At 41.2% G+C, this 20,574-nt stretch carries 22 protein-coding genes; 9 read left to right on the forward strand and 13 right to left on the reverse strand.

What is annotated here, in order from left to right; genetic code table 11:
* Positions 1-57: 57 nt before the first annotated feature.
* Positions 58-1,053, forward strand: a complete 996-nt coding sequence (locus AAC147_RS13855; RefSeq protein ID WP_047682257.1) for a 2-hydroxyacid dehydrogenase — start codon at positions 58-60, stop codon at positions 1,051-1,053.
* Positions 1,054-1,076: 23 nt separating this feature from the next.
* On the forward strand, positions 1,077-1,511 hold the full coding sequence (locus tag AAC147_RS13860; RefSeq protein ID WP_047682098.1) for an META domain-containing protein: 435 nt from the start codon (positions 1,077-1,079) through the stop codon (positions 1,509-1,511).
* A 499-nt stretch (positions 1,512-2,010) separates the two neighbouring features.
* Here AAC147_RS13860 and ghoS read toward each other — a convergent pair whose 3' ends face one another.
* From ghoS to AAC147_RS13885, 5 genes are all read right to left on the reverse strand, one after another.
* Positions 2,011-2,310 (reverse strand): type V toxin-antitoxin system endoribonuclease antitoxin GhoS, encoded by a 300-nt coding sequence (gene ghoS, locus AAC147_RS13865; RefSeq protein WP_038269242.1) that lies wholly within the window; start codon positions 2,308-2,310, stop codon positions 2,011-2,013.
* Positions 2,311-2,468: 158 nt separating this feature from the next.
* Positions 2,469-2,906 carry a YcgN family cysteine cluster protein gene (locus AAC147_RS13870; RefSeq protein WP_231571429.1) on the reverse strand — a complete coding sequence of 146 codons (438 nt, stop codon included), beginning with the start codon at positions 2,904-2,906 and terminating at the stop codon, positions 2,469-2,471.
* Between the two features lie 18 nt (positions 2,907-2,924).
* Complete coding sequence (locus AAC147_RS13875; protein WP_047682105.1) at positions 2,925-3,581, reverse strand: fumarylacetoacetate hydrolase family protein; 657 nt, start codon at positions 3,579-3,581, stop codon at positions 2,925-2,927.
* A 47-nt stretch (positions 3,582-3,628) separates the two neighbouring features.
* Positions 3,629-4,711, reverse strand: a complete 1,083-nt coding sequence (locus tag AAC147_RS13880) for a lytic murein transglycosylase (protein ID WP_047682108.1) — start codon at positions 4,709-4,711, stop codon at positions 3,629-3,631.
* Positions 4,712-4,758: 47 nt separating this feature from the next.
* Positions 4,759-5,031, reverse strand: a complete 273-nt coding sequence (locus AAC147_RS13885; protein WP_047682110.1) for a YcgL domain-containing protein — start codon at positions 5,029-5,031, stop codon at positions 4,759-4,761.
* 134 nt (positions 5,032-5,165) lie between these two features.
* Between AAC147_RS13885 and minC the strand changes: the two genes are divergently transcribed.
* Genes minC through minE form a run of 3 tightly spaced genes read left to right on the forward strand, consistent with a single transcriptional unit; the run spans position 5,166 to position 6,958 of the window.
* Entirely contained in the window at positions 5,166-5,849 is a 684-nt protein-coding gene (minC, locus tag AAC147_RS13890; protein ID WP_047682113.1) for a septum site-determining protein MinC, read from the forward strand.
* Between the two features lie 23 nt (positions 5,850-5,872).
* On the forward strand, positions 5,873-6,685 hold the full coding sequence (minD, locus tag AAC147_RS13895) for a septum site-determining protein MinD (RefSeq protein ID WP_047682116.1): 813 nt from the start codon (positions 5,873-5,875) through the stop codon (positions 6,683-6,685).
* Positions 6,686-6,688: 3 nt separating this feature from the next.
* Positions 6,689-6,958 (forward strand): cell division topological specificity factor MinE, encoded by a 270-nt coding sequence (gene minE / locus AAC147_RS13900; RefSeq protein WP_047682119.1) that lies wholly within the window; start codon positions 6,689-6,691, stop codon positions 6,956-6,958.
* Positions 6,959-7,156: 198 nt separating this feature from the next.
* Here minE and rnd read toward each other — a convergent pair whose 3' ends face one another.
* Complete coding sequence (rnd, locus tag AAC147_RS13905; protein WP_047682122.1) at positions 7,157-8,287, reverse strand: ribonuclease D; 1,131 nt, start codon at positions 8,285-8,287, stop codon at positions 7,157-7,159.
* Positions 8,288-8,404: 117 nt separating this feature from the next.
* Positions 8,405-10,090, reverse strand: coding sequence for a long-chain-fatty-acid--CoA ligase FadD (gene fadD, locus AAC147_RS13910; protein WP_047682125.1), 1,686 nt, complete (start codon positions 10,088-10,090; stop codon positions 8,405-8,407).
* 574 nt (positions 10,091-10,664) lie between these two features.
* Here fadD and AAC147_RS20195 point away from each other — a divergent pair.
* The gene (locus AAC147_RS20195; protein ID WP_369793153.1) at positions 10,665-10,910 is read left to right on the forward strand and encodes an MFS transporter; all 246 of its coding nucleotides are present in this window, start codon (positions 10,665-10,667) and stop codon (positions 10,908-10,910) included.
* Between the two features lie 53 nt (positions 10,911-10,963).
* Here AAC147_RS20195 and AAC147_RS13915 read toward each other — a convergent pair whose 3' ends face one another.
* From AAC147_RS13915 to AAC147_RS13925, 3 genes are all read right to left on the reverse strand, one after another.
* Positions 10,964-11,539 (reverse strand): Slp family lipoprotein, encoded by a 576-nt coding sequence (locus tag AAC147_RS13915; protein ID WP_047682128.1) that lies wholly within the window; start codon positions 11,537-11,539, stop codon positions 10,964-10,966.
* A 159-nt stretch (positions 11,540-11,698) separates the two neighbouring features.
* The gene (gene tsaB / locus AAC147_RS13920) at positions 11,699-12,394 is read right to left on the reverse strand and encodes a tRNA (adenosine(37)-N6)-threonylcarbamoyltransferase complex dimerization subunit type 1 TsaB (protein ID WP_047682131.1); all 696 of its coding nucleotides are present in this window, start codon (positions 12,392-12,394) and stop codon (positions 11,699-11,701) included.
* Positions 12,395-12,457: 63 nt separating this feature from the next.
* A complete protein-coding gene (locus AAC147_RS13925) occupies positions 12,458-14,374 on the reverse strand; it encodes an ATP-dependent DNA helicase (protein ID WP_047682134.1) in 1,917 nt (638 codons plus the stop codon).
* Positions 14,375-14,475: 101 nt separating this feature from the next.
* On the opposite strand from AAC147_RS13925, the gene AAC147_RS13930 reads away from it, so the two are divergent.
* Positions 14,476-14,820 carry a RidA family protein gene (locus tag AAC147_RS13930; protein ID WP_047682137.1) on the forward strand — a complete coding sequence of 115 codons (345 nt, stop codon included), beginning with the start codon at positions 14,476-14,478 and terminating at the stop codon, positions 14,818-14,820.
* A 75-nt stretch (positions 14,821-14,895) separates the two neighbouring features.
* Here AAC147_RS13930 and mdtI read toward each other — a convergent pair whose 3' ends face one another.
* The 3 genes from mdtI to zwf all read right to left on the reverse strand — a co-directional run bounded on the left by mdtI (position 14,896) and on the right by zwf (position 17,664).
* Complete coding sequence (mdtI, locus tag AAC147_RS13935; protein WP_047682140.1) at positions 14,896-15,228, reverse strand: multidrug/spermidine efflux SMR transporter subunit MdtI; 333 nt, start codon at positions 15,226-15,228, stop codon at positions 14,896-14,898.
* Between the two features lies 1 nt (position 15,229).
* Positions 15,230-15,586, reverse strand: a complete 357-nt coding sequence (gene mdtJ, locus AAC147_RS13940) for a multidrug/spermidine efflux SMR transporter subunit MdtJ (protein ID WP_047682142.1) — start codon at positions 15,584-15,586, stop codon at positions 15,230-15,232.
* Positions 15,587-16,188: 602 nt separating this feature from the next.
* Positions 16,189-17,664, reverse strand: coding sequence for a glucose-6-phosphate dehydrogenase (zwf, locus tag AAC147_RS13945; protein ID WP_047682144.1), 1,476 nt, complete (start codon positions 17,662-17,664; stop codon positions 16,189-16,191).
* A 393-nt stretch (positions 17,665-18,057) separates the two neighbouring features.
* On the opposite strand from zwf, the gene AAC147_RS13950 reads away from it, so the two are divergent.
* Positions 18,058-18,906 (forward strand): MurR/RpiR family transcriptional regulator, encoded by an 849-nt coding sequence (locus AAC147_RS13950; protein ID WP_047682146.1) that lies wholly within the window; start codon positions 18,058-18,060, stop codon positions 18,904-18,906.
* Between the two features lie 178 nt (positions 18,907-19,084).
* Positions 19,085-20,527, forward strand: a complete 1,443-nt coding sequence (gene pyk, locus AAC147_RS13955) for a pyruvate kinase (protein ID WP_047682148.1) — start codon at positions 19,085-19,087, stop codon at positions 20,525-20,527.
* The last annotated feature ends 47 nt before the right edge of the window (positions 20,528-20,574 follow it).

Consider the following 20,574-nt stretch of genomic DNA (forward strand, 5'->3'; position numbering starts at 1 on the left):
CGAGTAGCTCGAATGAAATTAAGAATCACACAGTCAATATATGGCGGAGATAATATGATGAAATTAGTCGTTTACAGTACAAAACAATACGATCGTAAACACTTTGAGTTACTCAACCAAAAACTTGGCCTTGATTACCATATTGAGTTCTTTGACTTTCCCCTCAGCCTACAAACCGCGAAAAATGCCGTTGGTGCAGATGCTGTTTGTATTTTCGTTAATGATGATGGTGGGCGCGAGGTCCTGGAAGAGCTGGCAGAAATGAACATTAAAATCCTGGCATTACGTTGTGCTGGTTTCAATAATGTCGATCTGGATGCTGCCAAAGAACTGGGTATCAACGTTGTTCGTGTTCCGGCTTATTCACCGGAATCCGTTGCCGAACATACCGTCGGGTTGATGCTATGTCTGAATAGGCGTATCCACCGCGCCTATCAACGCACCCGAGATGCCAATTTCTCTCTCGAAGGGCTGACAGGCTTCAACATGTATCACCGTACCGCAGGTATTATCGGTACTGGAAAAATCGGTCTTGCAACCTTAAGGATCCTAAAAGGCTTTGGTATGCATTTATTGGCACATGACCCCTATCCAAATCAGGAAGCGTTAGACCTTGGTGTGAAATATGTGGATTTAGAGACTTTGTATGCTGAATCTGACGTGATTTCACTACACTGTCCAATGACACCTGAAAATCATCACTTACTGGATGAAACAGCGTTCAGTAAAATGAAAGATGGTGTAATGATCATCAACACCAGCCGGGGTGCCTTAATTGATTCTATTGCCGCTATCAACGCATTAAAACAGCAAAAAATCGGGGCATTGGGGATGGACGTATATGAAAACGAGCGCGATTTATTCTTTGAAGATAAATCAAACGACGTTATTCAAGATGATATTTTTCGTCGTTTGTCTTCCTGCCATAATGTCTTATTCACAGGCCATCAGGCATTTTTGACAGAAGAAGCATTAACCAGTATCAGTGAAACAACGTTACAAAATATCCAACAACTCACTTCTGGTGAACCCTGCCCGAATCTTGTTGGATGAAGTAATAAATATCAGGAGATCAAATGAACAGAGCGATTCTATTAACGGTCGCCACCTTGCTACTTACAGCATGTCAATCTACGGGGGTTAGTGCCACAGGAAATATTACTGCTAAAGATTTACGACACCGTAATTTTGCTTTGGTTAGTGTAAATGGTGAGGATGTCTCCAATAAAGAAGATACAAGATTGTCCATTACGTTTGGTGATAAAATGTTTGTTTCCGGGACAATGTGTAACAACTTTATGGGGGTGGGAAAATTAAAGGATGATGTTTTAACAGTAAGTAAATTAAGCAGTTCTCAGATATTCTGTGTCAATGAAAAACTCAATAAATGGGATCAGGTCATGGTTGATATTCTGACCCAAGGTGCAAGTGTGAGTTTAAAAGACAAGCAATTAATGTTGACGAATAAAAGAAACAAGCTGGTTTATACTTTGAAGAAACCTGTTCGATAATCCAATTAATTAAAGCTATTTTACTTTTTGTTCCACATGCTTAGTCTAATCAAGATTACCCGGGTGCTGTCGGGTAATCTATCTCTATACCTTTCGGAGAGAAACCAGCTAATCCCTCATGCTCCTGAAGTACGATTAGTTATTCTGGTGTTGGCTATTTTTATGACAATAAAATCCCAATCGTTAATGTTACAGCAACCCAGAATCCTAAAAACTTCATATAACACATCCCGTTACTGTTCATTTTTCTGACTCCCTTATTATCAAATAACTCTTATTATCAAATAACTCTTATTATCAAATAAAATAGTGGCAGCAACACATAGACAAAATTTTAACTATTTCATACTAAGACTTTACCAACCTTTTCCTATATATTTATTCAATGATTCCAAATATCATTCCATTATTTATTACTTGCAGAATAATCTGAAACACAAGGAGTTTTATCCAAATAAATTTACTATTTAGGCCATCATGTTTTTATATATCTGAGCAATTAATTTTCAGGATGCTCCTTGTCAGGGTATAAGGCTGCACTCCAGTTACTGTAAGTACAGACAAATATAGATGGTTCTTTGCTTGAGTAAGACTTGGCAATGGATTTGATTTTTTCTGCCAGTTGAAGGGACCCTAATGAAGAATTGCCAACATAAGTTCCACTTGGAAGACGATGCCATTTTCCATTAGGAAAACGTATAGATCTACTAAACTTATTTGCTGTCATTCTCTTATACAGCTTTTCATATCCTGTAGATCCCGTGCCATACAGTTCCACACGAATTAAATAACTTGCCATTTATCTTTCCTTGTCTTGACTACCGAATAGACAAATTATCAGTTTTTCTTCACTGATAAAAGTGGGAAAAACGAGAAGAAAATCCGGCATTAATGACAATTTAAGAACTGGAGATATCCATTGATATAAAAAACAGTTTATATCAATGGATAAAATGGTTATTCAGGCCTATTTAAAATATGATCTTCCCAGTCCACGACATCGGATTCACGCACAGCAATATGCCTGACAGAAATACGCTCTGCGTGCATGGCTGACTTTGAACCGCTGACTAACGGATGCCAGGGCAGAAGATTTTTTCCTTCTTCAATCAGACGGTAAGCGCACGTTTTCGGTAGCCATGCAAATGTCACCATATTTTCACGGGTCAATTTGATACAATCAGCTTCATAACTGAAACGATCTTCATAATTTTTGCATTGACAGGTTTTGATATTCAGTTGATTACAGGCGACATTAGTGAAATAAATTTCGTCAGTATCTTCATCCATTAACTTATGCAAACAGCACTGACCACAACCATCACACAGTGTTTCCCACTCTTGATCAGTCATTTGTTCCAGGGTCTTCACCTGCCAGAAAGGTTGAGACATAATTTCTGTCATTCCTCATTACTAAATCACTCTGGTTGTTAAAACATGCTCATTAAGAGAGACGTTCAGAACATCACCAGATTTCAACTCCCCTACGCCTTCAGGTGTCCCCGTCAGGATAATGTCACCAGGGCGAAGAGTAAAAAATCGTGACATATAGCTAATCAATGGAATGATTGGCATTCGCATGTCACACGTATTGCCGTTTTGACGTAATTCACCATTTACTGCCAGAGAAAGCTGGATATTTTGTGGATCCTCAAAAGCATTAACAGGAATAAAGCCCGAAATCGGGCATGCACCATCAAATGCTTTACTCTTTTCCCAAGGCTGGCCTGACTGTTTAAATTCACGCTGCAAATCACGCAACGTCAGATCCAACGCGACAGCAAAACCTGCAATCGCCTGACTGACCCGCTCTTCGTTGGCATTTTTAAGCGTCGAACCGATTAAAACAGCCAATTCAACTTCATGGTGTACAGCACCCAGTTTCTCTGGAATCGATATGGGCTGACACAAATCATAAAGAGCTGTTTCAGGTTTTATGAATATCACCGGCTCTTCCAATATGTCTGAGCCCATCTCTTTGATATGTTTGTCATAATTACTACCGACACAAACGACCTTATTAGCAGGAAAATTCAGCAATACCCCTTGCCAGTCTTTATGCTGGTACATAGTATTCTTCCTTAGCTGTTATCAACTAATTTTTCAAGATATGAAACTTAATCAGTAAGGTGATGAATTCTCTGTTCGATACCATCAGCCATCATACTAACACTGAGAGCAAAATAGTAAGAGCGATTCCAATGCATAATGGTACGGAAATTTTGCGTCACCCAAAACGCCCTCGGTTCAGCTCCGTCAGTGATTATAATCCAACCTTTTGTTTTATTAGGTAAGTGTGCAAACTCAGAGGAAAAAACACCTAATGCTTGCCATTGTGAAATAGTTTTGCCCTGCTTTACTTTAATTCCTTCTAAAGTTTTATCGAAATTATCCGGTAATGAAACGGTGTATCCCCACGGTAACCCTTCCCGCCATCCCTCTTTACGCAGATAATTAGCCGTAGAGGCAAAAACATCTTCCTTATTGTTCCAGATATCAATTTTTCCATCATCATTGCCATCAGCAGCATAAGTCAAATAGGAAGTCGGCATGAACTGACTTTGTCCCATCGCACCTGCCCAGGAGCCTTTTAATGTCTGATCACCATCAATATATTTATTTTCTATGATATTAAGAGCCGCTATGAGTTGTTTTATAAAAAAAATTTCCCGACGACCTTCAAAGGCCAGTGTGGACAGTGCTGATACAATATCTTCCTTGCCCTGAATACGGCCAAAACCACTCTCCAGCCCCCACAAGGCAACGATATAGGATTTCGGGATGCCATATTTACGACTGATTTTCTCTAATTCAGGGAGATTTTTTTGATATTGCTCAACACCCTGCTTTATTTTCCATTCCGGCAGAACACGCTTTAGATATTCATCCAGAGTCACTTTTTTCTCTGGCTGATTGCGATCCGATTTAATAACTCGTGGAATAAAATGAACATCGGCAAATGCACGCGTCAACGTCTTCTCACTGAAGCCTTGCTTTCGTGCTTGTTGTTTTAACAAAGCCACATAAGCAGGAAACTGAGAGGGTTCACGGGAAGCAAGTGGGAATTGTTGATCCAGCGTTTTGACCTGCATTTGTAATAAAACTGTTGACCCTGAATTCTGCAATATTCTTCCATCGGGTGAAGCACATCCAGTCAGCAATATTACACTCAATAAAGGTACATTGATGGTTAATTTCATGAACCTCTCCTCTTAATTCAGGATCAAGCCACTACCAGTAACTCTTTTCATAGCCTGATTGCAACCAGATGTTCATTGATTAAATTTTCTACCGGAGGGGGAACCTGCAAATAAAATCCTTGCTCGCTCAATGCTACTTTCACTTTTTCAATATCCGCATTGGCCAATTTTTTTCTTTCTGCTAATGAGATCATCATAGAGAACTGTGGTTGACCAAATGTTTTCAATAACGCTTCAGGAACGCGTGAAAAATCTCCTTTTTTTTCAATGTAGAGATAAGTTTGTTCACGTTTTGGACTTCTGTAGATTACACAAATCATTGTCATAAACTCTTTTAAATTAACACTGCGACTTGCTTGAATAATTCAGTAACTATAACATGCTTATTATATTTAAGAATATCGTATCCTTGGAGCTGTTCCAGGGATCTTAACCTTGCTGAGTCTGAATATCGATGTCACAATCGCCAATTGAGCTAAAAGGCAGTAATTTTACGCTTTCGGTCGTTCATTTGCATGATGACCAGCCGGATATCATTCAAAAGGCCATACAAGAAAAAGTAGAGCAAGCGCCTGAATTCCTGAAAAATGCACCTGTCGTTATCAATATATCTCATCTGCCTGTAAATGCAGATATTTTTGTACTCCACCGGGTCATTGAATCTACAGGATTGCGGGTTGTGGGTATCAGTGGCTGCCAGGATGAAGAACAACGGGAAATGGTGCTGAAATCCGGGCTTCCTTTATTAAAGGAAGGAAAAAGCCAAAAAGTTCCTAAAGAAGAAAATAAACCATCTGAACCTATTTTCAGAAAAACTCGTATAATTAATACGCCTGTCCGTTCAGGACAAAGAATTTATGCTCCAAATAGTGATCTTATTGTCACCAGCAATGTCAGTGCTGGTGCAGAATTAATCGCTGATGGAAATATTAATATATATGGTGTGCTACGTGGACGTGTATTAGCAGGCGCATCTGGTGATAAAGAAAGCCAGATTTTCTGCACTCATTTAAACGCTGAGCTAACGTCTATTGCAGGCCAATATTGGCTCAGTGAAGAAATTCCAGAAAATTTTGTCGGTAAAGCGGCAAAATTACGTCTGGTCAATAACGAATTAACTATTGAAACCTTAATCTAGCCCTTATAACAAGGAATCGCTTCATGGCACGCATTATTGTTGTTACATCTGGTAAAGGTGGCGTTGGCAAAACCACTTCAAGCGCGGCCATTGCTACCGGCCTCGCACAAAAAGGGAAAAAAACCGTAGTCATCGATTTTGATATTGGGCTGCGTAATCTCGATCTCATCATGGGATGTGAGCGTCGTGTGGTTTTTGACTTCGTCAACGTGATCCAAGGTGATGCCACGTTAAATCAAGCGCTTATAAAAGATAAGCGCACCGAGAATTTATATATTCTTCCTGCTTCTCAAACTCGGGATAAAGATGCCCTCACACGTAACGGTGTCGAAAAGATCCTAAATGAGTTAACTGAGCAAGGGTTCGAGTTTATTATTTGTGATTCACCAGCAGGTATTGAGAGTGGTGCATTAATGGCTCTCTACTTTGCTGATGAAGCAATTATTACAACAAATCCGGAAGTTTCATCTGTTCGCGACTCGGATCGAATTTTAGGTATTCTGGCTTCCAAATCACGTCGTGCTGAACGAGGTGAGGAACCGATCAAAGAACATCTTTTGCTGACCCGCTATAACCCCGGTCGTGTGAACCGTGGTGATATGCTCAGTATGGAAGATGTCTTGGAAATTTTGTGCATTCCTTTAATTGGTGTTATTCCAGAAGATCAATCCGTTTTACGCTCTTCAAACCAGGGGGAACCTGTTATTCTGGATAAAGATTCTGATGCAGGTAAAGCATACGAAGATACTGTTTTACGTTTACTCGGTGAAGAACGGCCTTTCCGCTTCATTGAGGAAGAAAAAAAGGGTTTTTTGAAACGCCTGTTTGGAGGGTAACGCATGGCTTTGTTAGATTTCTTCCTGTCGAGAAAAAAGTCGACAGCCAATATTGCCAAGGAACGGCTGCAAATCATCGTGGCAGAACGGCGCCGTGGTGATGCTGAGCCTGCCTATTTGCCCGAAATGAAACGCGATATTCTGGCGGTAATTTGTAAATATGTACAAATTGACCCGGAAATGCTTTCTGTACAGTTTGAGCAAAAAAATGATGACATCTCGGTACTGGAACTTAATGTAACATTACCGGAGGTTGAGGAATCGTCAAAATAACGCTATCAAATAGCGCTATTTAATTTATTGTCTTTTCTTTTTCATATTATTTACTATCAGTGAAGATGAAAACGACACTGTCGCGGAAATAACAGCACCATAAAAATGGTACAGTAATAAATTTACTTCCCTGCCTGTTTATCAGGCAGGGGATCAGTACCTTTATCTCTTAAAAGATATAGATATATATCTCAGAAGCTATGACGCTGAATAATTTTCCAATATTTCAGCAATAGGCTCAGCCAGCCATTTACCACGCCAGCCCCTAATTAATTCCGGTTGCTGCTCTGGCGATTTCAATTTCCAATGCCAACAGAGCAGTTGATTAATTTGCCGACGAGAAGCTAACAATTCAGCATTAAAAGAATGAGATTCACTCACCTGAGCAATCATTGACTTAATTTCTTTAAACACTTTGCGATAACCCGGATAATCTACCAAATTCATAATTTGAGCCGGACACTTTTCTTCTGGAAGATCTCTGCTTTCTGCGACCATCGCCAGTAACCGACGCCCATGACAACGGATTTCTTGCCCGCTTAAACCTAAAGCATCCAGCTCTCCCAATGAAGTCGGCATATAACGGGCTACCTGCCATAAATTTTCTTCACGAATAACAAAATTAACAGCTAAATCCCGTTCACGGGCCTGATTCAAACGCCATGCAGCCAATTTTTTTAAGCAAGCCAACTGCCTTGGACGCAATTGCCATGCGTTACTGATATCTTTGTAAGCACATTCCGGCATTAATACTTCTTTACGACGTTGGGCAATCAAAGCACTTTCATCTTTTGCCGCCCCCAAATATCCTAGCTGTTCTGTTTTCGCCATCAAAATATCAGCCAGCGGTAATAAGTAGTAAACATCTGCTGCCGCGTATTCACACTGTTTTTCACTCAACGGACGAGCCAGCCAGTCAGTACGGGACTCACTTTTATCCAATTCCACATTCAGATATTCTGCAACCAGTGTTGCAAACCCACACGATAATGGATGACCAGTAAACGCGGCCAATGCCTGAGTATCGATAATAGGTGCGGGCATACATTGAAAACTATTCCAGAAAGCCTCTAAGTCTTCACTGCCAGCATGAATAAATTTTAATACATCCGGATCAGTCAATAATTCTCGCAAAGGTTGCCATTGCGAAATACCAAGGGGATCGATCAGAGAAAGTTGTTCACCATCAAACAGTTGTATTAAACCTAAGTGGGGATAATACGTCCTTGTGCGTACAAATTCTGTGTCCAGTGCAATTCTTGCATGTTGTTTTGCCCGATTACAGATGGACTGCAACTGAGCATCGGAGGTAATCAACTGATAATTCAAAACATCATTCTCTTAGCCATTCATAATATATGCACAACAACGCCGGCAAGAACCGGCGTTGTTGATGTGACAGGCAATTTAAAATATTTACCTTTTAAAAATCACTCTTCAAGCTATTCACTTCGCGTTGCTTGCTTTTCTTAATTCTTCGTCGCGCAGTTCTTTACGAAGGATCTTACCAACATTCGACTTCGGCAACTCATCGCGGAATTCGACAATTTTTGGTACCTTATATCCAGTCAGATAACGACGGCAATGTGTCTTGAGTTCATCCTCTGTCAAACTGGCCTCCTTACGCACTACGAACACCTTGACGGATTCACCTGAGTTTTCGCTTGGAACACCTATTGCTGCCGACTCTAACACTTTAGGATGGGAAGAAACAATATCTTCCACTTCATTCGGATAGACATTAAAACCTGAAACCAGGATCATATCTTTTTTCCGATCAACAATATGTAAAAAGCCTTTTTCATCAATATTGGCAATATCCCCTGTTGCCAGCCAGCCGTCTTTTAACACCTCATCTGTTGCATCAGGACGATTCCAGTAACCTTCCATCACCTGAGGCCCACGCACCCACATCTCCCCCGACTCTCCCTGAAAGACTTCATTCCCTTCATCATCCACCAGCTTAATTTCCGTTGAAGGAACAGGGAAACCAATACTGCCACTATAGTGAGTCAAATTATAAGGATTACATGCAACCACAGGTGCACATTCAGTCAGGCCATAACCTTCAAGCAGATGACAACCTGTCAGCTTTTCCCATTTATCGGCGACGGAACTCTGCACAGCCATACCACCACCCACGGTCATACGTAATGCAGAAAAGTCTATTTTTTGGAATTCAGGGTTATTGAGCCACGCATTAAATAGCGTGTTAACACCAGATAATGCTGTAAATTTATAGCGTGATAACTCTTTGATCGTTCCGTTCACATCTCGTGGATTGGTAATCAGCAAGTTTTGTCCACCTAGCTCAATAAATAACAGGCAATTTATCGTAAGTGCGAAGATATGGTACAGCGGTAATGCCGTAACCACTAACTCCTGTCTAAGGCGTAATAAAGGGGCGAAATTCGCTTTTATCTGTTCAAGGTTCGCCAACATGTTCCTGTGGGTCAACATGGCACCTTTTGCCACGCCAGTTGTACCACCAGTATATTGCAGAAATGCCAAATCTTCGTTATTTAAATCCGGCTTGACATACTGCATGCGATAACCCTTGTGGATGACGCTGCGAAATGAAATGGCATCCGGTAAATGATACTTCGGAACCAGCCGCTTAATATATTTTACGACGAAATCTACAAGAGTTCCTTTTGGACGAGATAATTGGTCTCCCATGCGTGTCAAAATGACATGCTTAACCGGAGTATTGAAAACTATCTTTTCTAAGGTATGTGCAAAATTAGAGACAAGAACTATGGCTGATGTACCACTATCAGTGAGCTGATGTTCCAGTTCACGCGGGGTATATAGAGGGTTGACATTAACAACCACCATTCCGGCACGTAAGACACCAAAAAGAGCAATAGGATATTGAAGCAAGTTTGGCATCATTAATGCCACACGATCCCCTTTTTTCAGTCCCAATCCATTCTGCAAGTAAGCAGCAAACGCACGGCTACGTTCTTCCAGTTTACGGAAAGTGACTACTTCGCCCATATTAATAAATGCGACCTGATCGGCATAGCGTGCCACGGCATTCTCAAACATTTCAACCAATGATGAATAACGATCGGGATCGATTTCTGCCGGAACATCTGCCGGATAATGTTTTAGCCAGACTTTTTCCAAGTTGAATACTCCTGAAATCTAATTGCTGTGCAACCATTGACCATGAAACAAAAACCAGACCTGTATATTTAACAAATTATTAACTCAGCTTACCAGTTTGAAAAGGAACATTGTTCAGGTTGGCGATGCACGTCACTAATTTAATACTTCTTTAATCGCTGATAAAAAATAAGGCAGCCCATGCTGCCATATATTTTTATTATTTATCAATCAGTTACTAATAAAATTAACATTTAAATGTCTAACCCTTTAATTATACACTGATTTAGCTATTTTTGACTAAAACTCATTTCATTATTCCAAATGGTTATAATAAAAATAATCCAATGAATGATAACTATTAAGGGGTAGTTACATACTACGAAGGATATTTGCACAATACGACAAGTTGATATCATGTTTTCATGATCAAAAACGATTACACCAAGCCACAAAAGAAGAGCACTATCTAACCAATTAAAATATGACAACTTTTATTACAAGAAACAGGTGTTATGAGCCACGTAACTCAATTCAATTGGCGAATTATATTAATTTGCAGATTGTTCAATAAGCAAAAATCACACCAGCCTTTATTTCTCAATTCTTTTACGGAAGTCTTAGTGATAGCTATGGCAGAAAGCCTGCCATCGTTATCGGTTTTTTTATTTCAATGATTGGGTTGTTATTATCAGGTTGTAGTGAAAAAATCAGCCATCTCTATTTATCCAGAACAGTTACAGCATTTGGTGCGGCAAGTTTTATATATATCTTTCCTTGGTATTCGCTTTCCAGCGAGAATAAGTTACTCTTGAAGCATATTACAAAAATGGCCTCATGATACTTTCAGGCATGAGACCATTTTTTCTTCAATTTCTCAATTTAAGACATTATTCAGTCAAAATCTTTCATATGAGATGGCAAAATTGGAGTACTTCCCCCCCAACCCATAAAATAGGGATTACCATAATATCCCCAGATATTACCTGTGGAGGGAGCCAAGGAAATACGCTGAACCTCATTCCAAAGTTTAAACCCATTAACATTCATCAAAACATAGTCATACGGGCTATCCCCGACTTTTCCTTTCTCCAGCCCCGTAATCAATCCCACAACTGTAACATAATGATCCTGAAAATCACTCGGTTCTAAAAAAGAATTGACGTAAGCATAAAGTCGACCAAGAGAAGGATTATCAATAAGTGGAGCTGCATCACTTGCCAATGGCAGTGTAGAGATTTCCAATCGTGTGCGTCCCTTCTCATTTAAGACGCTCAATACTTTTCCACCGAATCTCCCTTCATGACCTATGTATGAATCCGGCGTTTTTTTGACATCAAGTAAATTTTCTACAGGGTTTTTAGTTGTTCCTTTTATTGAGTCAGGAACTGATACACAACCTGTAAGTATCATTGCTCCTATAAATGCAATTAATTGCAGTATTAATCGGTAGTGTGTTCCATTAAGCATAAACCCCTCCAATACAGGAAAATCAGCCTGTTTTATATCTTAATCTTATGGACATCAATATTTCATGGACACCATTTTTTGCCACAAGTTGCATTAGCTTTTGTAACTTCCACAATGTCGTTTTTCTCAAATTACTTAAAAATGTATTACCTGAAAATGTTAACGACCTGGTAATTTTTTCCACGTTACCTCATTACGCAAATAAACAGGTTCCGCCGACTCAACAGCTATCGTTTTCCCCGCTTCCCACATCTGAACCGCCAACGGCAGCATATCTTCTGCATGAGGTAAGGTTATGCCACTTGATACCAGGGTTAAGTGACTATCCAATAATTGAGGGTAAGCCTCCCAGCCCGTTCCAGCTATCGCCCACTCTCCTGTTAAAGAGTTCATAATGAACTGCGCCTGTTCAGGCTTCAAAACTGCCTCTGTTTCATTCCCCAACCATTCGCCTTGTTCATTACGGGTATATTGTGCCCAGTAAACTTCTCCCATACGAGCGTCAATAGCAACTAAAACATTTGTTGCATTTTTCAGACGAAATGCCCCCTGAGCCATCGTTTTCAGAGAAGAAATACCGATCATTGGTAAGTCAGCCCCTAATGCCAGTCCCTGAGCAATCCCGACACCAATGCGCACACCAGTAAAACTCCCCGGCCCCTGACCAAATGCCAGCGCATCCAGTTGTTGTAATTTTATATCGTTCTTGGACAATATTGTTTCTACCATAGGCAGAATACGTTGAGTGTGTTCCCGTGGGGAAATTTCAAACTGTGCCTCAATGCGGCCATCATTCCAAAGCGCAACAGAACAAGCTTCGGTTGCTGTATCAATAGCTAAAATCCGTATGGACATGCCTTAACTCCGGCAAGAATAGAATTCGAAATAAGGGATTATACTATCATACCCCCAAAGATTTTACTCTGACTCTGATTGCCGGGACTTAAGAAACGCCACGGCTTTCGACAAATCTCGTGTACGGGGAGATAAAGGCAGACTATTGAGAAAAACTTCACCATATGGGCGCATTACCAACCGACTATCGCAAATAACCACCACACCATAATCATCAACATCACGGATCAAACGACCAACACCCTGCTTCAGGCTAAGTACCGCATCAGGGATCTGAATTTCATTAAAAGCATCACCGCCCTTAAGTTGACAATCTTCAATCCGCGCTTTAAGGAGTGGATCATCCGGTGCTGTAAAGGGTAATTTATCGATAATGACACAAGATAAAGCATCACCCCGCACATCTACCCCCTCCCAGAAACTGCCGGTCGCCACTAGCAAAGCATTACCCGCAGCAAGAAACTGAGATAATAATTGCCTCTTACTGGTTTCACCTTGAACTAATACTGGTAAGGTCATGTTTGCCCGGAACTCTTCTGCCAGACAACGCATCATTTGGTGGGAAGTGCACAGGAAAAAACAGCGCCCTTTATTGCTTTCGATTAATGGTTTTAGCATACGAGCCAACAATTTTGCTCCGCCATGCTGATTAGGTGGTGGCAAATGGCGAGGAACGCATAATAACATTTGGCGTTGATAATCAAACGGACTGGGCAGGAGTAATGTCTGAGCCCGTTCTAATCCCAAACGTGCGGTAAAATGTTCAAGCTGCTCATTAACCGATAACGTTGCCGATGTGAAAACCCAACAACCAGATTGCTCACGGATCATTTCACTGAATTTGTCAGATACAGACAAAGGCGTTAATGCTAATAAAAAATGCCGGCCATAGCTTTCAAACCAATAACTATGATTGGGCTCATCAACATTAATCAGCCTCTTGAGACGATTACGATAGATTGTTGCCCGTTCAAAGGCAGCATCCAGCATCGTTGAACGTCCCAAAGAGAGCTTCATTACGTCATAACAGAGCTCCAGTGCATCATCCAATCGCACCAATGCACGTTTTATATCCTGTTGTTGCAACGCTTCACGGAAGTTACCCCGATAATTATTTTCTCCAAGTGATAAACGAAAATCCTGTGTACTTTGACTCAGACGATCCGCACTTTTTTGTAATTGAGCCTGATCCCTGACTTCAGTACGGTAAGCGATGATGATATCCCGTGATAAGTCCAGCAATTGGCGACTACTCAGCTGCTGACCAAAGTATTGGCTGGCAATATCCGGGATTTGATGAGCCTCATCAAAAATCATCACTTCTGCCCGTGGAATTAACTCACCAAACCCGGTATCTTTGACGACCACATCCGCCATAAACAGATGGTGATTGACGATAACAATATCTGCCTCCATTGCTCTGCGGCGGGCTTTCAGAACGAAACACTCCTGATAACTCGGACAATCCCGGCCAAGACAATTGTCGTTAGTACTTGTTACCAACGCCCAAACAGCACTGTCTTCGGCAATCTGATGACAACTGCTGGTATCTCCATCTTCAGTTTGAGATGACCAGCTTTTCAGCTTAATCACTTCTGACAGCATTTCAGGCTCAAGCTGAGATCCACCAATTGATTGTTGTTCAAGACGCTCAAGACATAAGTAATTTGAACGTCCTTTTAATAACGCCGAACGACCAGAAAATTTCAACGCATCAGCGATAGTAGGTAAATCACGATTATAGAGCTGATCCTGTAGTGCCTTGGAGCCTGTTGAAATAATCACTTTCTTGCCCGAACGCAATGCAGGCACCAGATAAGCGAAAGTTTTTCCCGTTCCAGTACCCGCTTCTACCACTAATTGCTGTTGCTTTTGAATTGCTGCTGTAATGGCAGAAGACATTTCCCGCTGGGCATCACGGGGTTTGAAGCCTTGTATGGCTTTGGCAAGTACACCATTTTTCGCAAAATCGTCTGACACAGATCGTCTCTTTCAATAAAATAAGGCAGAATTATGCCAAGACTGAATAGCAATAACCAGCCAATTCAGCATTAAAACTGTATAAATTAACAGGAGATTTAATGACTATTGAACGTATTGATCCGGATACCCGCTGGTCAGAAGCTGTTATCCACAATGACACCATTTATTATACTAGTGTGCCAGAAAATCTGGATGGAGACATTATTGAGCAAACTGCCGACACACTAGCTGCAATTGATATCATGTTGCAGCGTCTGGGTTCTGATAAGAGTAAAATCATTGATGCGACGATTTTTCTGGCAGATAAAGCCGATTTTAATGACATGAATGCAGCCTGGGATGCCTGGGTTGTTGCAGGAAGTGCCCCTGTACGTTGTACTGTTCAGGCTGAACTGATGAACCCAACATACAAAGTGGAAATCAAAATCATCGCAGCCCTTTAAACAACCATATTTGTTTTATGGCATTGAAAAAGATCTGCTTATTCAATGCCATCTTACAGATTTGATGGATTGAATTTATGCCATTTTGATCATAATCATACCGATCAACAATAACACAATTCCTCCCCAACCTTTAAAATTCAGACGTTGATTAAACATGATCCAGCCTGCCGCAACTGTGGCAATAATTCCGAATGCTCCCCAAAGTGCATACGCGATGGAAAGTTCAATACCTTTTACTGCCTGTGCCAATGCACTAAATGCACCTAAAACTGCCACCAGCGATAAAACTCCAATCCAGAAGCGTTGAAAGCCATTGGAAAGTTTCAATAAAATATTTGCCACGATTTCCAGAAAAACAGCCAAGATTAAGAAAGCAGCATGCCACCATTCAAAATGGGCCGACATATTATGCCTCCTTTTCTTTCATTTGTGGTTTTGGTGCCTTTTTAGCCCCGGCTTTAATCAGTGCTATTCCGACTATCAATAGCGATAATCCTCCCACTTTCATGGGTGAGAGTGATTCATCGAACCACATCACACTAAAGGCCGTAATAAAAAGAATACCGATCCCTTCCCATAAGGCATAGGCCACACCTAAGGCGACCTTTTTAACCGCAATTGCCAATAGAATATAAGACGTTGTGATCATGGTGTACATCACGATCATACCGATAAAACCACCCGAAACACTGGCATGCTTCATGGACAACGTACCAATGACTTCTGTCACAATCGCCAATGCAAGAAATATCCAATAAATCATTTTTTCTCCTGAACATACCTTATATAAGTATGCCAAGACATCAAACCATTAATGCCAATAAAATCATCTAAGAACGCGATATCAAACGGCGCTTGATAGTTTGATGTCTTGGCAAGAAATTAATTGACTAATAGTTAACTGATATATAGTCAGAAATTAGAATTTTCCGGAGGAAACCGGATAACAGGAGAAACACCCTAAAGTGCGCCGCACCAATAGTGTTCACTGGATAAGATTGCAGAGAGAAATAAGACGTGGGTATTACTTTGGATTTTAGTACTACGTTGAATTTTGACGCTTTTGGCGTTATTCATGATATTTTATTCTTTCATCACACGATTATCACTGTGTGATATACTACGAACCCTCATAATGGTGGTGTAATTAGTTGTCGTATATATCTAACATATTCAAACAATAAACGCAATTGGCGGGCAAGTTTTTTTAAGCTAAACAACTAACCCGTTTCAGTTGGCTGAAACTAAATATACTTATGGAAATTTTTTATCGTGATTAGTTTCAAAAATTCGAGAAAGAGTAAGCCAAGATAGGATCTGACCGGTGAATACGGTCAGATCCTATAATAGTAAAAATACAATGTATTATTCAAATTCGTTCCATGAACGCCCATCGCGTGTGATCATGGCAATGGAAGCCACTGGTCCCCAGGTTCCTGCCTGATAAGGTTTTGGTGGTTCATTATCCGCTGCCCAAGCATCCATGATGGAATCAACCCATTTCCAGGCTTCTTCCACTTCATCCCTACGGACGAATAGCGCCTGAATACCGCGCATTGCTTCCAATAGCAAGCGTTCATAAGCATCGGCAAGATGGGTTTGGTTGAATGTTTCAGAGAAACTCAAATCAAGTTTTGTTGTCTGCAAACGATGTTTGTGCTCCAGCCCCGGCGCTTTATTCAGTACTTCAATATCAATACCTTCATCTGGCTGCAAACGGATCGTTAGTTTATTCTGCGGTAGTTGTTGATAGGATTCAGCAAACAGATTCAATGGCGGCTCTTTGAAATAAACCACAACTTCAGAGCATTTTGCCGGTAAACGCTTACCTGTTCTCAGGTAGAAAGGAACCCCTGACCAACGCCAGTCATCAATATCAACACGAACTGAGACAAATGTTTCAGTTTTACTGGCCTTATTGGCGCCCTCTTCTTCCAAATAACCCGGCACTTTCTTGCCATGCACGAAACCAGCGGTATATTGCCCTCGAACGGTTTTTTCCCGCACGTTAGTTTGATCAATCCGGCGTAATGAACGCAGTACCTTAACTTTTTCATCACGAATACGATCTGCGGACAAATCAGACGGAGGTGACATAGCAATCATAGTCAAGATTTGCAGCAAGTGATTCTGGATCATGTCGCGCATCTGACCGGCCTGATCAAAATAACCCCAACGCCCTTCAATACCTACCTCTTCGGCAACGGTGATTTGCACATGGTCTATCGTGCGATGATCCCAATTATTAACAAACAGAGAATTGGCAAAACGTAACGCCAGCAAGTTCAATACCGTTTCTTTACCCAAGTAGTGGTCAATTCGGTAGATCTGATTTTCATTAAAATACTTTGCTACTTCATCATTAATATCACGGGAAGAGGCGAGATCAGTACCCAATGGTTTTTCCATCACAACACGATTGGGTTCTTGATTCAATCCCGCAGCCCCCAATCCATGACATACTGCACCAAATGTACTGGGCGGCATAGCAAAGTAATGAATAGCCGGCAATTTATCCTGATTGAGAATTTTCGCCAACCGAGTGAAATGTTCTGTTTCATTAACATCCAAATTGCAAAATTCCAGACGTGAACTGAGTTTCTTCCACAATTCCGCATCCAGTTTTTCGGACATAAATGTTGTTAACGCTTCCTCAACGACCTTTTTATAGGCTTTTTTATCCCAGTCAGCGCGACCAACCCCGATAATCCGGGTATCCGGATGGATATAACCCGCTTTTTCCAACTGGTAAAGGGAAGGCATCAATTTCCGGCGTGCTAAGTCTCCTTTCGCCCCAAAAATCACCAAATCACAAGCCTGAGCTGTAGACGTCACCGCCATGTTGCATCTCCTCAATTACGGGATATTGTAATTTTTTTACAGAACTCGCAGGTAATGTACTCTTTTGATTATATGCAGTAAACATCTCATTCTTCGATTATGATGACTTGCATAGATCTCATTTCCCTACTTTCTGTGTAAAAATATTTATATTTCATATTGTATTATGAATGATATTTGTATCGGAAAGCGGTAATTAATTGAAAATTTACAACGTATAAGAAGTAATCTTACCAAGTTGAAAGTTAGATGTTTGTCATATTTTCATGAAAAATATCAAGTTATTGAATTTTCCCTCTGCCAGCTTTCAGTAACAAGTAGTATATTTTCACGAAAATTACATAGATTTCTCCTGTTAATGAAATCGTTAAAACCGAGGTTGAACTGCGTCTTATGAATACACTAGAACAGCTCCAAAATAGTCTTGATATTTTGAGTAAGTCTGAAAAAAAGGTTGCGCAGGTCATTCTTGATTCACCACATACTGCCATCCACTCCAGCATTGCCACTCTGGCAAAAATGGCGAATGTCAGTGAACCCACGGTTAATCGCTTTTGTCACCGCCTGAATACTAAAGGCTTTCCTGATTTCAAATTACATCTGGCACAAAGCCTGGCGAATGGCACACCTTATGTGAATCGCAATGTGGAAGAAAGTGACAGCGTCATATCTTATACCAATAAAATTTTTGAATCGGTAATGGCTAATCTGGAAACAGTTAAAAGTAATCTAGATATCACAGCCATTAACCGAGCCGTTGACTTACTGACACAGGCAAGAAAACTCTCTTTTTTTGGTTTAGGAGCATCTGCTGCTGTAGCACATGATGCCATGAACAAATTTTTCCGCTTTAACATCCCCGTCAGCTATTTTGATGATATCGTTATGCAGCGGATGAGCTGTATCAACAGTACTGAAGGTGACGTTGTTGTACTTATTTCCCATACAGGCCGTACTAAAAATCTGGTAGAACTTGCCAGACTGGCTCGTAAAAATGACGCAACTGTCATCGCCATCACTTCAACAGGCTCACTACTGGCACAAGAAGCCAGCCTCTCTATTCTGTTAGATGTTCCTGAGGATACTGATATTTATATGCCCATGGTTTCCCGAATTGCTCAACTTACCATCATTGATGTGCTGGCAACGGGTTTTACACTACGCCGGGGCTCAAAATTCCGAGATAACCTGAAGAAAGTCAAAGAAGCATTACGAGATTCGCGATTTGATAAGCATGATTAAGACAGGAAAATAGACTGTGTTTTTGTTCACTATTTATCAACTCTCCAGCCTGATAGCATAATGGAAAGTTTATCCCCGTCAGTATCATTTATATTGTGGGGTTGATAATCAAAAAAAGTTGCCTGGTTATCTCACGGTAACCAAAAATCCATACTTCACAGGTCAACGGAGTTAATACATGTCCAGACGGCTCAGAAGAACTAAAATCGTTACTACACTTGGCCCTGCTACAGATCGTGACAACAACTTAGAGAAAGTGATCAATGCGGGAGCCAATGTTGTCCGCCTTAATTTTTCTCATGGCACAGCAGAAGATCATGTCCAGCGCGCAAATAGAGTACGGGAAATTGCAGCTCGTTTGGGTTGCCACGTAGCTATACTTGGTGATCTCCAGGGCCCCAAAATACGTATTTCTACCTTTAAAGAAGGAAAAATATTTCTGAATGTCGGAGATAAGTTCCTGCTTGATGCTAATCTGAGCAAAGGAGAAGGGGATAAAGAAAAAGTCGGAATTGATTATAAAGGATTACCATCCGATGTGACGCCCGGTAATATCCTGTTACTGGATGATGGCCGGGTTCAGTTAAAAGTCCTGGATGTTCAGGGCATGAAAGTCTTCACAGAAGTTACGGTGGGTGGCCCTCTCTCCAATAACAAAGGCATCAATAAACAGGGGGGTGGTTTATCCGCCGAAGCACTGACAGAAAAAGACAAAGCAGATATCATCACTGCCGCGAAAATTGGGGTTGATTATCTTGCTGTTTCTTTCCCTCGTTCTGCTGAAGATCTGAATTATGCACGACGCCTGGCACGTGATGCTGGTTGCGAAACACAAATTGTTGCCAAAGTTGAGCGCGCTGAGGCTGTCAGCAACGATGAAATCATCGATGAAATCATTCTGGCATCAGATGTTGTCATGGTAGCTCGTGGCGATTTAGGTGTTGAAATTGGTGATCCTGAGCTGGTCGGAGTTCAGAAAAAACTGATTCGTCGTGCCCGTCAACTGAATCGTGTCGTAATTACAGCAACCCAGATGATGGAATCTATGATCACTAACCCGATGCCAACACGCGCAGAAGTTATGGACGTCGCCAACGCTGTACTTGATGGTACTGATGCAGTGATGTTGTCTGCGGAAACTGCTTCAGGTCAATATCCGGCAGAGACTGTCGCGGCAATGGCTCAAGTCTGCTTGGGAGCAGAAAAAATGCCGGGTATCAATGTATCCAAACACCGTATGGATATTACATTCGACAGCATTGAAGAAGCTATTTCGATGTCTGCCATGTATGCAGCCAATCATCTAAAAGGCGTCAAAGCGATTATTGCCATGACCGAATCAGGCCGTACAGCTCGTATGATGTCTCGTATCAGTTCCGGCTTACCTATTTTCTCCATGTCACGCCATGAATCCACCCTGAATCGCACAGCATTATACCGTGGTGTTACTCCGGTTTATTGTAGCGACCACATTGATGGCATCGCCGCAGCAAGTGAAGCTGTCAGCCGCCTGCGCGATAGAGGTTATTTAACTTCCGGAGATTTGGTGCTGGTTACTCAAGGGGATCAAATGGGAACTATTGGCAGTACCAATACCTGCCGGGTGCTTGAAGTAGAATAAAAAAGTGAATTAAATAATTAAGAAAATTATTCTGCGCGCTTCCGAAA

Source organism: Xenorhabdus sp. NBAII XenSa04 (genome assembly GCF_963866145.1).
Classification (GTDB): Bacteria; Pseudomonadota; Gammaproteobacteria; order Enterobacterales; family Enterobacteriaceae; genus Xenorhabdus; species Xenorhabdus indica.

What these genes read in the sequence shown, in the direction of transcription:
- ghoS (WP_038269242.1), bottom strand. Translation starts at nt 2,310, where the DNA reads ATGGCAAGTTATTTAATTCGTGTGGAACTGTATGGCACGGGATCTACA.
- AAC147_RS13875 (WP_047682105.1), bottom strand. Translation starts at nt 3,581, where the DNA reads ATGTACCAGCATAAAGACTGGCAAGGGGTATTGCTGAATTTTCCTGCT.
- tsaB (WP_047682131.1), bottom strand. Translation starts at nt 12,394, where the DNA reads ATGTCCATACGGATTTTAGCTATTGATACAGCAACCGAAGCTTGTTCT.
- AAC147_RS13855 (WP_047682257.1), top strand. Translation starts at nt 58, where the DNA reads ATGAAATTAGTCGTTTACAGTACAAAACAATACGATCGTAAACACTTT.
- AAC147_RS13930 (WP_047682137.1), top strand. Translation starts at nt 14,476, where the DNA reads ATGACTATTGAACGTATTGATCCGGATACCCGCTGGTCAGAAGCTGTT.
- mdtJ (WP_047682142.1), bottom strand. Translation starts at nt 15,586, where the DNA reads ATGATTTATTGGATATTTCTTGCATTGGCGATTGTGACAGAAGTCATT.
- minD (WP_047682116.1), top strand. Translation starts at nt 5,873, where the DNA reads ATGGCACGCATTATTGTTGTTACATCTGGTAAAGGTGGCGTTGGCAAA.
- minE (WP_047682119.1), top strand. Translation starts at nt 6,689, where the DNA reads ATGGCTTTGTTAGATTTCTTCCTGTCGAGAAAAAAGTCGACAGCCAAT.
- AAC147_RS13880 (WP_047682108.1), bottom strand. Translation starts at nt 4,711, where the DNA reads ATGAAATTAACCATCAATGTACCTTTATTGAGTGTAATATTGCTGACT.
- minC (WP_047682113.1), top strand. Translation starts at nt 5,166, where the DNA reads ATGTCACAATCGCCAATTGAGCTAAAAGGCAGTAATTTTACGCTTTCG.
- zwf (WP_047682144.1), bottom strand. Translation starts at nt 17,664, where the DNA reads ATGGCGGTGACGTCTACAGCTCAGGCTTGTGATTTGGTGATTTTTGGG.
- pyk (WP_047682148.1), top strand. Translation starts at nt 19,085, where the DNA reads ATGTCCAGACGGCTCAGAAGAACTAAAATCGTTACTACACTTGGCCCT.
- AAC147_RS13885 (WP_047682110.1), bottom strand. Translation starts at nt 5,031, where the DNA reads ATGATTTGTGTAATCTACAGAAGTCCAAAACGTGAACAAACTTATCTC.
- AAC147_RS13915 (WP_047682128.1), bottom strand. Translation starts at nt 11,539, where the DNA reads ATGCTTAATGGAACACACTACCGATTAATACTGCAATTAATTGCATTT.
- AAC147_RS13860 (WP_047682098.1), top strand. Translation starts at nt 1,077, where the DNA reads ATGAACAGAGCGATTCTATTAACGGTCGCCACCTTGCTACTTACAGCA.
- mdtI (WP_047682140.1), bottom strand. Translation starts at nt 15,228, where the DNA reads ATGTCGGCCCATTTTGAATGGTGGCATGCTGCTTTCTTAATCTTGGCT.
- AAC147_RS13950 (WP_047682146.1), top strand. Translation starts at nt 18,058, where the DNA reads ATGAATACACTAGAACAGCTCCAAAATAGTCTTGATATTTTGAGTAAG.